Raw genomic sequence first — 15,975 nt, forward strand, 5'->3', positions numbered from 1 at the left:
ATAGAACCGGCCGCCTCGGTGACCTCCACACGCACAGCCCTGTCACTCTTGCCCACCATCAGAAGCCCACGGTCACGCAGGGCGTACGCCGAGCGCCAATCCCCCGACGCCCGGGCTACAGGTCCTTCACCGGCCGCGAGCCGTTCGAGAAGCGCGCGCTGTCCTTCGTTCAGAGCGGACCACCGACGCACGAGCATCAGCCCACACCGCGGCCCCGCATTCTGCGCCCCAAAGTCACCTGACACCCCATCAGAACGAGCGTCATCTCAGTGTCGAGATATCGCCCGTAACACCCACACCGCACATCTTGCGCACACACGAGACGCCAGGTCAGGAGCCCTTCGCGGCCGGTTCAAGGATCGCGACGCACTCCACATGGTGCGTCATCGGGAAGAGGTCGAACACCCGCAGCGTCCGGACTCGGTACCCCCCGCTCCGGAAGTATCCGAGGTCCCTGGCCAACGCGGCGGGGTCGCAGGCGACGTAGGCGACGCGCCTCGCGCCCAGCGAGACCAGATGTTCCACCGTCTTCCGCCCGGCTCCCGCCCTCGGCGGGTCGAGAACGACGAGGTCGACGGCGGTGATGCCGGTGCGCGGCAGGACCGATTCCACCTTGCCCTGCTCGACCCGGACACGCGTGTAGTCGGCCAGGTTGTGCCGGGCGTCCTCCACCGCGCGCTTACCGGACTCGACGCCCAGCACCGCACCCTGGTCCCCCACCCGGTCGGCCAGCGCTCCGGCGAAGAGACCCACCCCGCAGTACAGGTCCAGGCACATGTCGCCCTTGCGGGGCAGGAGCCCCTGCATGACGGCGGTGACCAGTGTCTCGGCGGCCCGGGGATGGACCTGCCAGAATCCGCCGGCACCCACCCGGTAGGTCCGGCCGTCCGCGCGTTCCCTGACGAAGGGACGACCGTGCACGCGATGGATCGCACCGTCCTTCTCCCCCACACGCAGGACCGAGACCGGCCGGTCCAGCTCGACGAGGGGCAGTCTGGCGCCGGGCCGGGGGGTGAGGATGACCTGACGGTCGCGGGAGCCCTCGGCCGCGATCGCCTCGACCGATGCCGTCCCCGGCCATTGGTGTCGCTCCACGCCGAGTTCGGCGATCCCGTCGGCGGCGATCAAGCACCGGTCGATCGGCTCGACCTCGTGGGAACGGTGCCGCCGCAGGCCGGCCCTGCCGTCGGCGTCGACCGCGTACTGCACGCGCGTCCGCCACCTCGGCACCTCGCCGGTCGGGAGCTTGTCCCCCTCGGCCGGCATCACCGTGCCATCCCACCCGACGTCCTCCGGGGTGAGGCGCGCCAAGCGGAGCAGCTGCTCGGCGACGACCTCGCCCTTCAGCCGGCGCTGGGCACCGGGCTTGACGTGCTGCCAGTCGCACCCTCCGCAGCGCCCCGGCCCGGAGTAGGGGCACGGCGGCGCGACCCGATCCTTGGCCGGTCGAAGGATCTCCACGGCGTCCGCCCGCAGAAAGCGGGCGCCTTCCCCGCCCTCGGTGACGCGGGCGACGACACGCTCTCCGGGGAGCGTGTGCCGCACGAACAGCACCCGACCGCTCTCCGTACGCGCGACACAGTGCCCACCGTGCGCGACGGAGCCGACCTCGACCTCGTATTCATCGCCCACCAGGGACGCCGCAGGCTCGTTGTTCTCGTCTGGGTGCATGGCGGGGTCTCCGATGAAGCGCGGGCGGTCGGACAACAGCCGCCGAGTCTACGTCGACCGCGGCGTCTCCTTCGCGGCCTCCTCCGCGGGACCACGCCGCACGGCGCCCGGGGGGTTCCAGTCCTGGCGCTTGCGCGCTCGGCGCCTGGCCACCTCCGAGGACCGCAACTGGTAGGGCACGGACGTGACCATCACCCCCGGGGTGAACAGCAACCGGCCCTTGAGCCGGAGGGCGCTCTGGTTGTGCAGCAACTGCTCGTACCAGTGGCCCACCACGTACTCCGGGATGATCACGGACACGGCGTCGCGTGGTGACTCCTTGCGGAGGTTCTTGACGTACTCGATCACCGGGCGCGTGACCTCGCGGTACGGGGAGTCCAGCACCTTGAGCGGGATGTCGAATCCGCGTCGCTCCCATTCCCGGCGCAGTGCCCGGGTCTCCTCCGGGTCGACGTTGACGCTGAGCGCCTCCAAGGTGTCCGAGCGCATCAGCCGGGCGTAGGCGAGGGCCCGCAGGGTGGGTCGGTGGATCTTGGAGATCAGCACCACGGAGTGGACACGGGAGGGGCGGACGACGTCGTCCTCGGGAGTCTCCGGGGCCACCAGCTCGTCGGACACCCGATCATAGTGCCGACGGATCGCGGACATCACGGCGAAGAAGATCCCCATGCCCAGCAGGGCGACCCAGGCTCCGTGGGAGAACTTGGTGACGAGCACGACGACCAGCACGACTCCGGTGAAGAAGGCACCGAAGGCGTTGATGGCCCGCGAGCGGAGCATGTGACTTCGCCTGGTCCGGTCCCGCTCGGTGCGCAGGTGACGGTTCCAGTGCCGGACCATGCCGGTCTGGCTGAGGGTGAAGGAGACGAAGACGCCGACGATGTACAGCTGGATGAGCCGGGTCGAGTCGGCGCCGTAGATCCACACCAGCAGGGCGGCGGCACCGGCGAGGAGGACGATGCCGTTGGAGAAGGCCAGGCGGTCCCCGCGAGTGTGCAGCTGCCGCGGCAGGTAGCGGTCCTGGGCGAGGATGGATCCGAGCAGCGGGAACCCGTTGTAGGCGGTGTTGGCGGCCAGGAAGAGGACCAGTGCCGTCGCGGCCGCCAGCAGATAGAACAGCGCGCTGCCGGAGCCGAAGACCGCTTCGGCGACCTGGGAGATCACCGGGTGCTGGACGTAGTCCGGGCCGACGGGAACGCCGTCCCTGACCAGGTCGACGGCGGGGTTCTCGGCCATCCGGACGTCGGTGGCCATGGCCAGGCCGATGATGCCGCAGAACATGGTGACGGCGAGCAGGCCCATCAGCGCCAGGGTGGTGGCGGCGTTCCGCGACTTGGGCTTGCGAAAGGCCGGGACCCCGTTGGAGATCGCCTCGACGCCGGTGAGGGCCGCGCAACCGGAGGAGAAGGCACGAAGCAACAGGAAGAGCAGGGCGAACCCGGCGAGCCCCTGGTGTTCGGGCTTGATCTCCAGATCGGCGGTGGGAGCGAGCATTCGCTCGCCCAGCACCAGACCCCGGAACGCCCCCCAGGAGATCATCAGGAGCACACCGGTGACGAAGACGTAGGTGGGGATGGCGAAGAAGGTGCCCGACTCCTTCACCCCTCTCAGGTTCATCAGCGTCAGCAGCACGATGACGGCGATGGCGGAGAACGTCTTGTGCTCGACGACGAACGGGATCGCCGATCCGAGGTTCTCCACCCCGGCGGAGATGGAGACGGCGACGGTGAGCACGTAGTCGACCAGCAGCGCGCTCGCCACCGTCAATCCGGCACGCCGCCCCAGGTTGGTGTTGGCCACCTCGTAGTCGCCGCCCCCGCTGGGGTAGGCGCGGACGTTCTGCCGGTAGGACGCCACCACCGTGAACATCAGTACGACGACGGCCGCCGCGATCCAGGGACTGAAGTGATAGGCCGACAGTCCGGCGATCGAGAGGATCAGCAGGACCTCTCCCGGCGCGTACGCCACCGAGGACAACGGGTCGGAGGCGAAGACCGGAAGGGCGACTCGCTTGGGAAGCAGCGTCTCGGCCAGCCGGTCACTGCGCAGGGCGCGCCCGATGAGAATCCGTTTGGGCACGTCGGTCAGTTTGGACACAAGAGAGGATCGTAGGCCGTGGCGGAGGGGGCCGCCCACCCGCCACCCCGCCCGTCCGACGTCCGCTCTTCGGGTGACCCGGCGCCTTCGTGCGGCCCGGCGCACACCGGCGCGTCGGGGCCGCGCGACACCGGTCGATCACGCCCCGGGACCGGTGCGGCCCACCGTTCCTCCGCCGTCTCCGTGCCGGTCGCGGGGCGGCGCCACGCCGGCCGGGGGCCGCGGCGTGCCGCCGTACGGCCCGTTTCGCCGGGACGCCGACCGGCGAGGGGTCGGCCCCGGATCTCCGCAGCGGATCCCCGCCCCGTCCGGCGGCGGGGGTGAGGCCCGGCTCGCGGAACCGGCTCGCCGATCACCCCCGGCGAGGCCCCGTCGATCACACGGCCCGACGTGCCGTGGCGTAGGCTCCAGACCCGATCATCGGCGCGCCCGGGCGACCGGGGCACGGACCGCCCGGAGCGGTCCCCGGTTCCGGGGGCCGGGGGTGCGACGTCCGGGAGAACCTCGGACGCGGCCACCGGCTACGCTTCCGGCTTCGGCGTGACGCCGGACGATTGCCCCATGATGGTGCCCAGCGGTCCGCTGTCGGACCGTGGCGTGCTGCCCGGCGAGCCGAGAGAGAGACATGAGCACGAGATTCACGAGGGCCGGCCGGCCCGTGGGAAGCGTGGTGTGAGGCCATGCACGTCGTCATCATGGGCTGCGGGCGTGTGGGCTCCGCACTGGCCCAGAACCTGGAACAGCATGGCCACACGGTCGCGGTGATCGACCAGGACCCGACGGCCTTCCGCCGCCTGGGGTCCGGTTTCGGCGGGCGCCGGGTCACTGGCATCGGTTTCGACCAGGACACCCTGCGCGAGGCGGGCATCGAGGACGCGGGAGCCTTCGCCGCCGTGTCGAGCGGGGACAACTCCAACATCATCGCGGCCCGGGTGGCCCGGGAGATGTTCGACGTCGCCCATGTCGCCGCCCGCATCTACGACCCGCGACGGGCCGAGGTCTACCAGCGCCTGGGCATCCCCACCGTCGCCACGGTCCGCTGGACCGCCGACCAGATGCTGCGCAGGCTCCTGCCGTCCGGCGCGGAGCCGTTGTGGCGCGACCCCACGGGTGGGGTCCAGCTGGCCGAGGTGCACACCACGACTTCCTGGGTGGGACACAAGATCAGCCGACTGCAGGAGGAGACGGGTGTCCGGGTGGCGTTTCTGACCAGGCTCGGCGAGGCGGTCCTCCCGTCCTCGCAGACGGTGTTGCAGGACGGCGACCTGGTCCACGTGATGATGCGAACGGACGAGGTCGACAAGGTCGAGGCCGCCTTCGCCAAGGGGCCGGAAGGGGAGGGGGGGCACTGATGAGGGTCGCCATCGCCGGAGCGGGCGCCGTCGGTCGTTCGATCGCCGGAGAGCTGCTGGAGAACGCCCACGAGGTTCTCCTCATCGACAAGGCACCGACCGCCATCTCCGTGGAGCGGGTTCCTCAGGCGGAGTGGCTCCTCGCCGACGCCTGCGAGATCACCTCCCTCGACGAGGCCGCCCTCCAGCGGTGCAACGTGGTGATCGCCGCGACCGGCGACGACAAGGTCAACCTGGTCGTCTCGCTGCTGGCCAAGACGGAGTACGCCGTTCCGCGCGTCGTCGCCCGGGTCAACAACCCCAAGAACGAGTGGCTGTTCAACGAGTCGTGGGGGGTGGACGTGGCGGTGTCGACCCCGCGCCTGATGTCGGCTCTGGTGGAGGAGGCGGTCAGCGTCGGGGATCTCGTGCGGCTCCTGCGCTTCAGCCACGGGGACGCCAACCTGGTGGAGCTGACGCTGCCGGAGGAGTCGGCCTTGGCGGGCACCCGGGTCGGGGACGTGGACTGGCCGCAGGACACCTCCCTGGTGACCATCATCCGCGGCAATCGCGTGCTGACACCGTCCGGCGAGGACTCTCTCGAGGCCGGTGACGAGCTTCTCTTCGTGGCCGCTCCCGCCCGGGAGGAACGTCTGGAGGAGCTGCTGTCGGCCAGACGGGACTCCACGACGAACTGAGTGAGGCGGCGCGCGCCGGTCACGACTCGGTGCGCGCCCGCGCCGGTTCCGGCCACCACCGGGCGACGTCACGCCCTTCGGTGCCTGCCCCCGCCGTTGTCCGCCGCGCCCGTGGTGCCCGACTCGAAGGAGCCGGCGACCGGTGCGGCGTCGCCGGCTGGGGCCGTCGCACGGCCGAGGGCCTCGCCGTCCGCGGCCTCGGTGGCCTCGCGCCGCGCTCGCTCGGCCGCCTCCATCTCCGCGAAGACGTCGATCGGTGCGGGAGCCTTCGCCAGGAAGATCCAGGTCAACCACACGGCCAGCAGGAACGGCGGGATCTTCAGGGCGACCAGGACCCAGCCGAGCTGCTCGACGTTCGCCCACCAGTACAGCGGGAAGAGGATCGCGCACTTGCCGAGCAGGATCGCGCCCCAGGCGTAGCTGGCCTTGGTGTAGGCCTTCTTTCGGCCCGGGTTCCGGGAGCGCCAGGAGAGGTTCTCCTTGAAGACCGGCCCGAGCAGCAGACCGATCAACGGGACGCCGGCCATGGCGGTGACGACATAGGCGAGACCGAGGCCGAGGGTGTACAGCATGCCGGGGAGGTAGAAGTTCCGCGCGCTGCCCGTCATCATCGCGAAGACGACACCGAAGGCGACCCCGAAGACTCCGCTGAAGGCGTGCTTGACCGTGTCCTTCCGGACCAGTCGGACGGCGACCAGCACGAGCGCGGCGGCGAGCGCCGCGATGGCGGACATGTGCAGATCGCTGTTGACGGTGTAGATCGAGACGAAGAGCAGTCCGGGCAACACGGTCTCGACCATGCCCCGCACGCCGCCGAAGGCCTCGAAGAGGGCGGCCTCCGTGACCGCCCTCGCCTCGTCCGCTGCCCGACCGTCCGCGGTCGGCTTGTCCAGGGGCGTCACCGGCTACTCCCGTCCGAGGGGGCGAAGTTCGTACTTCGGGTTGAAGAGCACCCGGCGACCTCGGCTCATCGAGATCCTGCCCGATGCGATGAGCCTGCGTCCCGGCTCGATGCCGACGATGGAGCGCCTGCCCAGCCACACCACGTCCAGGGGAGCGGAGCCGTCGAACAGCTCGGCCTCGAGAGTCGGGACGCCCGCCCTGGGTCGCAGCGTGACCGTGCGCAAGGTACCAGTAACCGTGACGATCTGCCGATCCAGGCAGTCGCCGATCCTGGTGCAGCCGGCGGTCGCGGCTTCCTCCCGCAGTTCCGCGGACTCCAGGTCCTCCTGCGAGGAGGAGAGCCGGTCGATTATGCGCCGGAAGCGGCCCACCGGCTTGTCGGAACGGGGAGCACTCATACCTGAAGCGTACCGGGGCGGAACGACGGTCAGGCGGCCACCGGACGACAAGCGCCTCGGGCCCCGAGATCGCGGGCCCGCGTGCGCGCCGGGCCGGGCGATTGGCCCGTTCCGGCCCCTGCCGGCCGGCCGGACCGCCCGATCGACGGCCTCCCGGGCCCTCGATCGGGGAGGGAAGGCCCCGACCGGCGTCTAGCGGACTTCGGTGATCTCCGGCCCGCGCTGCAGCTGGCCCATGCCTCCGGAGAAGCGGGAGCCCTCTTCCTGTTGCACGCCCTCGGGGACCATCTGCGCGTCGTTGGGGAGCTTGAGCACGATCGGGTCACGCGGAGCCATCGGGCCGTCACCGCGTACGACGACGGTGTCCCGGAAGATCTGCTCCAGGAGCCCGGCCGCCTGGGGTTGCACGGCGCCCTGCCCGGAGATCACGCCGCGCAGGAACCAGCGGGACCCGTCCACGCCGACGAACCGGACGACCTGGAAGCCACCGGTGCCGTCCGGCAGCTGCACCGGGACCTGCGCCCGCAGCTCCCACCCGAGCGGTCCCTCGACCTCGTCGATGATGCCACCCTGTCGGGTGATGCCGGACGCGATCTCCTCGCGCACCTCGGACCAGATGCCCTCGCGCCTCGGCGCGGCGAAGGCCTGGAGCTGGATGGCGCTGTCGCGCAGCACCACCGTCGCCGCGACGATGGCGTCGCCGGCGACCTCGACCCGCAGCTCCATGCCGTCGACTCCCGGCACGAAGAGGCCGCCGAGATCGACACGCCCCTCGGCGGGGTCGCCGATCTCGCCGCTGTCCCACGGCCCGTCCGGTCGGGGTTCCGGTTCCAGCCGGACCCGCGAGGTCTCGCCGTCCGCCTCGGTGTCGACGCCGTCGACGACCTGCTCGGCCTCGCCCGCCGCGTCATCGGCGGCGCTCATCTTCTTGCGACGTCCGAACACGTCACTGTCCTTCCCGGTCGGATACGACCGAAGCGTATCGATTCCCGCCCGCGGAGCCACCCCCGGCGGCCGGACCGCCCGGGTTCCCGGCGGGTCGCGCCCCGGCATGGCCTCCGGTGGATCCGAGGCCGCCCTCGCCCCGAGCGGAGTCGGGGAGGTGCGCGACCTCACGGAAGCGGACCCGCTCGACCCGCTGGACGACCAGCTGGGCGATCCGATCGAAGCGTTCGAACCGCACCGGCTCGCGTGGATCGAGATTCACCACGATCACCTTGATCTCTCCACGGTACCCGGCATCGATGGTCCCCGGGGCATTCACCAGGGCGACACCGCAGCGGGCGGCGAGGCCGGAGCGCGGATGCACGAAGGCCGCGTATCCCTCGGGCAGCGCCACGGACACCCCCGTGGGAAGGACGACGCGCTCACCGGGCGCGACGACCCGGGCGACCGTGGTCCGCAGGTCGGCCCCGGCGTCCCCGGGCAGGGCGTACGTCGGGAGAGGTACGTCGGGGTCGACGCGGCGGAGGTCGACTTCGATCCCGCTGTGGCTCACGGGTTCACCTCGAAGGCGCGGGAGCGGCGGACCTGATCGGGGTCTTCCATGGCGGCGCGGATCTCCTTGTCTCGTCCGTTCCGGACGAAGTGCTCGACCTTGACCTCGATGAAGAGGGCGTCCGCCCGGACCGCCACGGCTCCGTCGGGACCGCCGATCCGCCCGGTGGCGGTCGAGTAGATCTTGCGGCCCGCGACGGCGATCACCTCGGCGGCCAGATGGAGCGTGGTGCCGACGGGCACGGGCCGCACGAAGTCGGTCTCCAGTCGTCCCGTGACGGCGACGACCCGCAGCAGCCAGTTGAGCGAGCCGAGCGTCTCGTCCAGCGCCGTGGCCAGAACCCCGCCGTGCGCCAGGCCGGGGGCCCCTTGATGCGCCGCCTGGACGGTGAACTCCGCGGTGAGCGACACGCCCTCGCCGGCCCGCGCCTGGAGATGCAGTCCGTGGGGTTGGTCGCCACCGCAGCCGAAACACTGCTCGTAGTGCGCGCCGAGAAGTTCGCCCGGCGCGGGGGCGTCGGGGTGCCGCACGGGGCGCGCCGCGTCGGCCGGGGGCTGAAGAACCGCGGAAGTACCACTCACAGGCGCAGACCTTACCCGCGCGTCCGCGTCCGGTGGACACCGTGCCAAGCTTGACGACATGCAGTCCCCCGCCGTCCCGTACGAAGAACGCCTCGCCGCGCCCCGATCCTGGTGGTTCGTCTGCCTCCTCCTGGGAGGAGCCGCCGGGCTGACGCTGCTTCCACTGGGCCTCCTCCCGATGCTGGCCGGCCTGGCGGGGGGCACGGCCCTGGCGGCGGCGGCGACGAGCGCGTACGGATCTCCCCGCATCCGGATCGCCAACGGGACACTGCTCGCCGGGGACGCCCGGATTCCGGTGACGGCCCTCGGCGACGCCCGGGTACTGGACGCGGCGGAGGCGCGCGCGTGGCGGACCCACCGCGCGGACGCCCGCGCCTTCCTGCTGTTGCGCTCCTACATCCCCACCGCGGTCCGGATCGAGGTCACCGACCCCGCCGATCCGACACCGTACGTGTACCTGTCGACACGGGAGCCCGAGCGGCTGGCCGAGGCGCTGAGCGCGGAGCGGTCCGTCGGACAGGGCGACCCGGCGGGCTGACGCTCCCCGGCTCCGCGCGGGGACCGTCAGTCGCGGGCTCGACGGCGGAACGGTCCACCGGCCGGACCCATGTCCAGCGCGTCCGGGGGTGTCTCCAGGGCGGGCAGTCCGGTCAGCGTGTCCCACGGGACTTGGCGGTCACGCAGATCACGGCGGATACGAGTGGCGAGCTTCCTGGTGTCCCGCCGGTTCATCACGGCGCCCGCGGCGGCTCCGATCATGAAGGGCAGCAGGTTCGGCAGGTTGCGCGCCACGCGTTTCATGACCTGCCTGCGCAACCTGTGGCGCATCGGCCCGTCCACCGCCGCGGAGTAGGTCGACGGTCTGGTCACGTCGACGCCGCGCTCCTCCGTCCAGGACTCCAGGTAGGCCGAGCTGCGGCGGGCGAGGTTTCCGGGGGGCCGCAGCCCGTAGACCTCGTGGAGCTCGGCGATCAGCTTCAGTTCCACCGCGGCAACTCCGGTGATCTCGGCGGCCAGCTCGGCGGGCATCGCGGGCGGCACGGGCAGCATCGCCGCGGCACCGACCCCGGCGCCCACGGTGGCGGTGCTCCGGGCGGCGCCGGCCACCAGTCGGTCGGCGATGTCCTCGGGACCGAGGCCTGGAAACTGTCGGCGCAGCGTGGCCAGGTCCCGGACGGGGATCCGGGGGGCGATGTCGATGATCCGGTCGGCGAGGCGGGACAAGGCCGCCTTGGCGGCGAATCCGCCTCTGCGGAGGCCCGCGCGCGTCGCGTCGCCGAGCGCGGCCGACCCGCGACGGGAGACGGAGGGGGAAGGAGAGGGAGGCGAGGTGCCGCGGTCCGTCGAGGCGACGACGGTCTCGAACGAGGCCGTCCCCGGATCGGTCGGGCCTCGCTCGTCGTCACGCGCGCGACGGGGGCCGCCGAGCGGCCCCGGGTCAGCCGCTCGCCAGGGCAGGCGGCGCTTCCGGGAAGGGGTCGAGCCGGTCACGGCCGACCCCGCCTCAGTCGCAGTCGCGGCAGATCGGCTGGCCGTTCTTCTCCCGGGCCAGCTGGCTGCGGTGGTGCACGAGGAAACAGCTCATGCAGGTGAACTCGTCCTGCTGCTTCGGCAGCACGCGGACGGCCAGCTCCTCGTTCGAGAGATCGGCACCGGGCAGCTCCAGACCTTCGGCGGCCTCGAACTCGTCGACGTCCACCGCGGAGGCGGACTTGTCGTTCCGCCTGGCCTTCAGCTCTTCGAGACTGTCCGAGTCGACGTCGTCGTCGGTCTTGCGTGGAGTGTCGTAATCGGTTGCCATGTCGCTCTCCCCCTCTGGGTGTCTGTGGTGTCTCCAGCGCACGTAACGCATGAGAGGCCGGACTTGTGCCCGACCTGAGGCGGAGATTTTGCCTCACATCAAGGTCTGTTACTCAATCGACACCCAACCGCACTCCTCACGAGTGATCGGCGTGGATGGCGAAGGGGACCGTACACGCTCTGGTGGCCACACCTCAAAGGCGTCTCCCCCTGTACTTCCCGTGAGGACGACCCCGGGAAACCCGGATTTTCCCGACCATCCGACGGCGGTCGCGGTCACGGAGCGTGGAAGTACGGCAGGCCGAACCTGTGATCGATCACACATCGGAATACCGGGTGCACGGGCGGCGGATTACGCGCGAAGCGAACATCCCGCCGGGTGGCTCGCCGGTCGGCACCATGATCTCAGATCGGCAGGGTGACTCGCATGACGAGTCCACCCCCCTCGCGCGGTACCGCGTGGATCCGACCGCCGTGGGCTCGGGCGACGGAGCGGGCGATCGAGAGCCCCAGCCCCACCCCCTTGTCGCTCCCGGTCCGCTCGGTCCGCAGGCGCCGGAACGGCTCGAAGAGGTTGTCGATCTCGTACGCGGGAACGACCGGACCGGTGTTGGTGACCACCAGCACGGCCTGGCCGTGCTCGACGCTCGTGGTGGCCTCGACACGGCCTCCCTCGGCGACGTTGTAGCGCACGGCGTTCTGCAACAGGTTGAGCGCGATGCGTTCCAGCAACACGCCGTTGCCCTGGACCACTGCCGGCGCCCGCTCGCCGTCGATCCGCACCCCGTTGGCCTCCGCCTCGGAGCGCACCTGGTCCACGGCCCGGTTGGCCACCTCGGCCAGATCGACCGGCTTGCGCTCGACGATCTGGTTGTCACTGCGGGCCAGCAGCAGCAGCCCCTCGACGAGCTGCTCGCTGCGCTCGTTGGTCGCCAACAGCGTCCTGCCGAGTTGCTGTAGCTCGGGGGGCGCGTCGGGGTCGGAGAGGTGTACCTCGAGCAACGTGCGGTTGATCGCCAGCGGCGTGCGCAGTTCATGGGAGGCGTTGCCGACGAAGCGCTGCTGTGCGCTGAACGCCCGTTCCAGCCGCGCCAGCATGTCGTCGAAGGTGTCCGCCAGCTCCTTCAGCTCGTCGTCCGGTCCGTCCAGCTCGATCCGGCGGGACAGGTCCGAGCCCGCCACGGCCCGCGCGGTCCGGGTGATCCGACCCAGGGGGGAGAGCACGCGGCCCGCCATGGCGTAGCCGAACGCGAAGGCGATCACGGCCAGTCCCAGAAGCGCCAGCAGGGAGCGGCTGAGCAGACTGTCCAGGGCGTGGCGTCGCTGCTCGTTGACGCACTCGTTCATGGCCTCGTTGAACTCGCTGGGCGGCGCCTCGATGGGCAGATCACAGACGGCGCTGGTGACGTGCCCGTCCGTGATCCTGAACGGAAGATCACTGCCCACGTTCATCGCCTGCGCCGCCAGCAGGTAGATGATCGACAGCAGCAGGATGCCCGCGATCAGGAACATGCCGCCGTACAGGAGCGTCAGACGCATCCGGATCGTCGGGCGAAGCCAGGGGAAGGACCCCGAGGGCTCCGGGTCCCAGGTGGGCTTGGGGGGAGCCTGCGGAGGCGTGGGAGACGCGGCCACCGGGCGTCAGATCCGATAGCCGGAGCCGGGCACGGTGACGATCACAGGGGGTTCCCCCAGCTTCCGGCGCAGGGTCATCACCGTCACCCTGACGACGTTGGTGAAGGGGTCCGTGTTCTCGTCCCAGGCCTTCTCCAGCAGCTGCTCGGCGGAGACCACGGCGCCCTCGCTGCGCATCAGCACCTCCAGGACGGCGAACTCCTTCGGGGCCAGCTGAACCTCCCGCCCGTCCCGGAACACCTCGCGCCGATTGGGGTCCAGCTTGATCCCGGCACGCTCCAGCACCGGCGGCAGCGGCACGCTCGTGCGTCGCCCGAGCGCACGTACCCGGGCGATCAGCTCGCTGAAGGCGAAGGGCTTGGGAAGGTAGTCGTCGGCCCCGATCTCCAGCCCCTCCACCCGGTCGCTCACGTCACCGGACGCCGTCAGCATCAGCACCCGGGTGGGCAGACCCAGCTCCACGATCTTGCGACAGACGTCGTCGCCGTGGACCAGGGGAAGATCACGGTCGAGGACGACCACGTCGTAGTCGTTGACGCCGATGCGCTCCTGGGCCGCGGCACCGTCGTACACGACGTCGACGGCCATGGCCTCCCGGCGGAGTCCGGTGGCCACGGCATCGGCGAGCAGCTGCTCGTCCTCGACGACGAGTACACGCACGTCGCTGTTCCTTCCTGTATCCGGCCGCACGGCCACGGCGGCACGCGCGAGCGGGGGGCGGGTGTGTCCGGTCCATCCTGCCCTTTTCGGCCATAAGTCGACGGTAAGGCGGCCGGCGCGAACGACCGGCACGGCACCCGCCGGGCTCCGCGCCACCGACCGCGCGGGATTATTCACGCCCTTCGAGAGGTTTCCCCTCCCCGGAGCGAGGGGAGGACGGCTGTACACCCCGCGATCACACTCTGCCGTATCGCCCGATCAGCGGTGCGCAGCGTTCCGCTTCCGCCAGGGCGGGCGGGGGTGTCCGGCCGCACCGCCGCGCGGCGGAGCGGCGCCCGGGCACCCTGTGACACGTGATCGCCCCTCCCGCAGGGCACACCCCCGTGCCATCGACCCACGACCCAGGACGAGGGGGCGCACCATGGACGCTTTCACCACAGGACTGCTGCAGCGCATACAGGCGACCGAGTCCGATCTGTCTCGGGCCCTCGACGAGGGCGACGACTTCCTCGTCGAGGTGGAACTCGGCGAACTGGACGATCTGCGCCGCCTCGCCGCCGAGCACGGCGTGGAGGTGCGTGCGTCCGGCGTCTGACCGGCGGCTCATCCGAGAGACCCCGCGGCGGCTTCCGTCGCGGGGTCTTTCGCTCTCCGGTTCAGTCGTGCCAGGCGCCTGCCTCTTCCAGCAGCATCCGGAGGGGCTCGAAGAGTCCTGGAGACGCCGCGATCGTCAACTCGCCCGAGGGCCGGCGACCGGGACGCCCGCCGGTGAGCGCGCCGGCTTCCCGCGCGACGAGGTCTCCGGCGGCCAGGTCCCAGGGGCGCAGTCCGCGCTCGTAGTAGCCGTCGAGTCGACCGGCCGCCACATCGCACAGGTCGAGGGCGGCCGACCCGCCGCGTCGGATGTCCCGCACCGAGGGAATCAGGCCGGCCGCGACCGAGGCCTGGTGCCTCCGGACGGCGGCGACGTAGTTGAACCCGGTGGCGACCAGAGCCTGGTCGAGGGTGGGCGAGGGTCGACAGGCGAGGGGGCGGGAGTCGCCCAGGGCATCGGTCATCCAGGCACCGACGCCCCGAACCGCCTGGTAGGTCTCGCCTCGTGGCGGGCACGCGACCACCCCGACGACCGTCTCGCCGTCCTGCTCCACCGCCACCGAGACGGCCCAGGACGGAGACCCGTACAGGTAATTGACCGTGCCGTCGAGGGGATCGACGACCCACCTGATCCCGCTGGAGCCCGACACGGAGGCGCCTTCCTCACCCAGCATGCCGTCGTCGGGCCGGCGTTCGGCGATCAGCGCGGCGATGAGCTTCTCGGCTGCGATGTCCATCTCGGTGACGACGTCGACCGGGCTGGACTTGGTGGCGGCGACGCCCAGATCGGCCGGGCGCCCGTCGCGCAGCAACTCGCCGGCCCGTTCGGCCGCTTCCCGCGCCACGCCCAGCAGCTCGGCGTGGAGGGGGTCGGTGACTCGGCTCATGTCGTCCTCACGCTCCCGGACCGTCGGCGCCCGCCGCCGCAGGACGACGGGTCCGTCCGGGACAACACCCCACCGGGCACAGGTCGTGCGAGGGTCCCAGGGCGCCCAGGGCACAAGGCGTCACCGAAAGCCCCCGCTCGGCGGACGCGCGCTCCACGACGAGATCGCGGATCCCGGCGACGAAGCGCGGGTCGGCGCCCACCGTCGCCGACCGCCGCACCGGAAGACCCAGTTCCTCGGCCTTGGCCATGGCCTCGGTGTCGAGGTCGTAGCGGACCTCCATGTGGTCGGAGACGAAGCCGATGGGAGCCATGACGACGGCGGGCACCCCGGCACCGTGGAGATCCTCCAGATGGTCGCAGATGTCGGGTTCCAGCCAGGGGATGTGCGGCGCGCCGGAGCGGGACTGGTAGACGAGCCGCCATGGATGGGCCACCCCGGTGCGCTCGCGAACGGCGTCGGCGATCGAGCGGGCCACGTCCAGGTGTTGTCGCACGTACGCGCCGCCGCCGCCGTGCCCCTCCACGGGCCCGGAGGTGTCGGCGGCGGCCGTCGGAACGGAGTGGGTGGTGAACGCGATGTGGGCTCCGTCCCGTACCTCTTCCGGGAGGTCCGCCAGGGAGGAGAGCACACCGTCGATCATGGGCTCGATGAAGCCGGGGTGGTTGAAGAAATGGCGCAGCTTGTCGATCGCGGGCGGTTCCAGACCCTCGGCGCGGAGCGCCGCGGCGGCGTCGGCGAGATTCTCGCGGTACTGCCGGCACCCCGAGTAGGAGGCGTAGGCGCTGGTGGCGAGGGTGAGGACACGTCGCCGGCCGTCCCTCACCATGTCGCGCAGGGTGTCGGTCAGGTATGGCTCCCAGTTCCGGTTGCCCCAGTAGATCGGCAGATCGAGGCCCGCTTCCGCGAAGTCCTCACGAAGGGCGCTCAGCAGGGCGCGGTTCTGGTCGTTGATCGGGCTGACCCCGCCGAAGAGGAAGTAGTGTCGGCCGACTTCCTTGAGACGTTCGGTGGGGATGCCTCGCCCCCGCGTCACGTTCTCGAGGAAGGGGACCACGTCGTCAGGGCCCTCGGGGCCGCCGAACGAGAGGAGCAGCAGGGCGTCGTAGGGACTGGCGTCGGGCACGTCTGGCATACCCCCGATCCTGCCACCCCACTCCGACGGACCGGCATCCGTGGGGTCGGCGGACGGGGGATCCCCACCCCCGGTCTCCGCGAGCGG

At 71.1% G+C, this 15,975-nt stretch carries 17 protein-coding genes; 4 read left to right on the forward strand and 13 right to left on the reverse strand.

Annotation, left to right across the window (positions count from 1 at the left end):
- Nucleotides 1-330 precede the first annotated feature (330 nt).
- Both JEK78_RS03805 and JEK78_RS03810 read right to left on the reverse strand, forming a co-directional pair.
- A complete protein-coding gene (locus JEK78_RS03805; RefSeq protein ID WP_200263981.1) occupies nucleotides 331-1,671 on the reverse strand; it encodes a class I SAM-dependent RNA methyltransferase in 1,341 nt (446 codons plus the stop codon).
- A gap of 48 nt (nucleotides 1,672-1,719) precedes the next feature.
- The gene (locus JEK78_RS03810; protein ID WP_200262681.1) at nucleotides 1,720-3,768 is read right to left on the reverse strand and encodes an APC family permease; all 2,049 of its coding nucleotides are present in this window, start codon (nucleotides 3,766-3,768) and stop codon (nucleotides 1,720-1,722) included.
- A gap of 680 nt (nucleotides 3,769-4,448) precedes the next feature.
- On the opposite strand from JEK78_RS03810, the gene JEK78_RS03815 reads away from it, so the two are divergent.
- Nucleotides 4,449-5,120 carry a TrkA family potassium uptake protein gene (locus tag JEK78_RS03815; RefSeq protein ID WP_200262682.1) on the forward strand — a complete coding sequence of 224 codons (672 nt, stop codon included), beginning with the start codon at nucleotides 4,449-4,451 and terminating at the stop codon, nucleotides 5,118-5,120.
- Complete coding sequence (locus JEK78_RS03820; protein ID WP_200262683.1) at nucleotides 5,120-5,797, forward strand: TrkA family potassium uptake protein; 678 nt, start codon at nucleotides 5,120-5,122, stop codon at nucleotides 5,795-5,797. The genes JEK78_RS03815 and JEK78_RS03820 overlap by 1 nt, the downstream gene beginning before the upstream one ends.
- Nucleotides 5,798-5,865: 68 nt before the next feature.
- On the opposite strand, the gene JEK78_RS03825 is transcribed toward JEK78_RS03820, so the two are convergent.
- The 5 genes from JEK78_RS03825 to JEK78_RS03845 form a co-directional block, all read right to left on the reverse strand.
- Complete coding sequence (locus JEK78_RS03825; RefSeq protein WP_200262684.1) at nucleotides 5,866-6,699, reverse strand: DUF3159 domain-containing protein; 834 nt, start codon at nucleotides 6,697-6,699, stop codon at nucleotides 5,866-5,868.
- 3 nt (nucleotides 6,700-6,702) lie between these two features.
- Nucleotides 6,703-7,098 (reverse strand): OB-fold nucleic acid binding domain-containing protein, encoded by a 396-nt coding sequence (locus JEK78_RS03830; protein WP_200262685.1) that lies wholly within the window; start codon nucleotides 7,096-7,098, stop codon nucleotides 6,703-6,705.
- Nucleotides 7,099-7,290: 192 nt separating this feature from the next.
- Nucleotides 7,291-8,043 carry a DUF3710 domain-containing protein gene (locus JEK78_RS03835; protein ID WP_200262686.1) on the reverse strand — a complete coding sequence of 251 codons (753 nt, stop codon included), beginning with the start codon at nucleotides 8,041-8,043 and terminating at the stop codon, nucleotides 7,291-7,293.
- 1 nt (nucleotide 8,044) lies between these two features.
- A complete protein-coding gene (dut, locus tag JEK78_RS03840; protein ID WP_200262687.1) occupies nucleotides 8,045-8,596 on the reverse strand; it encodes a dUTP diphosphatase in 552 nt (183 codons plus the stop codon).
- A complete protein-coding gene (locus JEK78_RS03845; protein ID WP_200262688.1) occupies nucleotides 8,593-9,177 on the reverse strand; it encodes a PaaI family thioesterase in 585 nt (194 codons plus the stop codon). Before JEK78_RS03845 ends, dut begins: the two co-directional genes overlap by 4 nt.
- A 58-nt stretch (nucleotides 9,178-9,235) precedes the next feature.
- Here JEK78_RS03845 and JEK78_RS03850 point away from each other — a divergent pair, with 58 nt between their 5' ends.
- Nucleotides 9,236-9,715 (forward strand): DUF3093 domain-containing protein, encoded by a 480-nt coding sequence (locus JEK78_RS03850; protein WP_200262689.1) that lies wholly within the window; start codon nucleotides 9,236-9,238, stop codon nucleotides 9,713-9,715.
- A gap of 26 nt (nucleotides 9,716-9,741) precedes the next feature.
- Here the strand turns inward: JEK78_RS03850 and JEK78_RS03855 are convergent, their stop codons facing one another.
- The 4 genes from JEK78_RS03855 to JEK78_RS03870 all read right to left on the reverse strand — a co-directional run bounded on the left by JEK78_RS03855 (nucleotide 9,742) and on the right by JEK78_RS03870 (nucleotide 13,272).
- Nucleotides 9,742-10,668, reverse strand: a complete 927-nt coding sequence (locus JEK78_RS03855; protein WP_200262690.1) for a hypothetical protein — start codon at nucleotides 10,666-10,668, stop codon at nucleotides 9,742-9,744.
- Nucleotides 10,669-10,681: 13 nt separating this feature from the next.
- Nucleotides 10,682-10,978, reverse strand: a complete 297-nt coding sequence (locus JEK78_RS03860; protein WP_003993510.1) for a DUF4193 domain-containing protein — start codon at nucleotides 10,976-10,978, stop codon at nucleotides 10,682-10,684.
- A gap of 404 nt (nucleotides 10,979-11,382) precedes the next feature.
- Nucleotides 11,383-12,612 carry a HAMP domain-containing sensor histidine kinase gene (locus JEK78_RS03865; RefSeq protein WP_200262691.1) on the reverse strand — a complete coding sequence of 410 codons (1,230 nt, stop codon included), beginning with the start codon at nucleotides 12,610-12,612 and terminating at the stop codon, nucleotides 11,383-11,385.
- 6 nt (nucleotides 12,613-12,618) lie between these two features.
- On the reverse strand, nucleotides 12,619-13,272 hold the full coding sequence (locus JEK78_RS03870) for a response regulator transcription factor (RefSeq protein WP_200262692.1): 654 nt from the start codon (nucleotides 13,270-13,272) through the stop codon (nucleotides 12,619-12,621).
- Nucleotides 13,273-13,693: 421 nt separating this feature from the next.
- On the opposite strand from JEK78_RS03870, the gene JEK78_RS03875 reads away from it, so the two are divergent.
- Nucleotides 13,694-13,867: a hypothetical protein gene (locus JEK78_RS03875; RefSeq protein ID WP_200262693.1), complete on the forward strand. Its 174-nt coding sequence runs from the start codon at nucleotides 13,694-13,696 to the stop codon at nucleotides 13,865-13,867.
- 61 nt (nucleotides 13,868-13,928) lie between these two features.
- Here JEK78_RS03875 and JEK78_RS03880 read toward each other — a convergent pair whose 3' ends face one another.
- A complete protein-coding gene (locus JEK78_RS03880) occupies nucleotides 13,929-14,753 on the reverse strand; it encodes an inositol monophosphatase family protein (protein WP_200262694.1) in 825 nt (274 codons plus the stop codon).
- A gap of 7 nt (nucleotides 14,754-14,760) precedes the next feature.
- Nucleotides 14,761-15,888, reverse strand: a complete 1,128-nt coding sequence (locus JEK78_RS03885; RefSeq protein ID WP_200262695.1) for a ferrochelatase — start codon at nucleotides 15,886-15,888, stop codon at nucleotides 14,761-14,763.
- Nucleotides 15,889-15,975: the final 87 nt, after the last annotated feature.

It is taken from the genome of Streptomyces sp. HSG2 (assembly GCF_016598575.1).
Classification (GTDB): domain Bacteria; phylum Actinomycetota; class Actinomycetes; order Streptomycetales; family Streptomycetaceae; genus Streptomyces.

What these genes read in the sequence shown, in the direction of transcription:
- JEK78_RS03805 (WP_200263981.1), bottom strand. Translation starts at nt 1,671, where the DNA reads ATGCACCCAGACGAGAACAACGAGCCTGCGGCGTCCCTGGTGGGCGAT.
- JEK78_RS03815 (WP_200262682.1), top strand. Translation starts at nt 4,449, where the DNA reads ATGCACGTCGTCATCATGGGCTGCGGGCGTGTGGGCTCCGCACTGGCC.
- JEK78_RS03830 (WP_200262685.1), bottom strand. Translation starts at nt 7,098, where the DNA reads ATGAGTGCTCCCCGTTCCGACAAGCCGGTGGGCCGCTTCCGGCGCATA.
- JEK78_RS03860 (WP_003993510.1), bottom strand. Translation starts at nt 10,978, where the DNA reads ATGGCAACCGATTACGACACTCCACGCAAGACCGACGACGACGTCGAC.
- JEK78_RS03850 (WP_200262689.1), top strand. Translation starts at nt 9,236, where the DNA reads ATGCAGTCCCCCGCCGTCCCGTACGAAGAACGCCTCGCCGCGCCCCGA.
- JEK78_RS03820 (WP_200262683.1), top strand. Translation starts at nt 5,120, where the DNA reads ATGAGGGTCGCCATCGCCGGAGCGGGCGCCGTCGGTCGTTCGATCGCC.
- JEK78_RS03885 (WP_200262695.1), bottom strand. Translation starts at nt 15,888, where the DNA reads ATGCCAGACGTGCCCGACGCCAGTCCCTACGACGCCCTGCTGCTCCTC.
- JEK78_RS03880 (WP_200262694.1), bottom strand. Translation starts at nt 14,753, where the DNA reads ATGAGCCGAGTCACCGACCCCCTCCACGCCGAGCTGCTGGGCGTGGCG.
- JEK78_RS03875 (WP_200262693.1), top strand. Translation starts at nt 13,694, where the DNA reads ATGGACGCTTTCACCACAGGACTGCTGCAGCGCATACAGGCGACCGAG.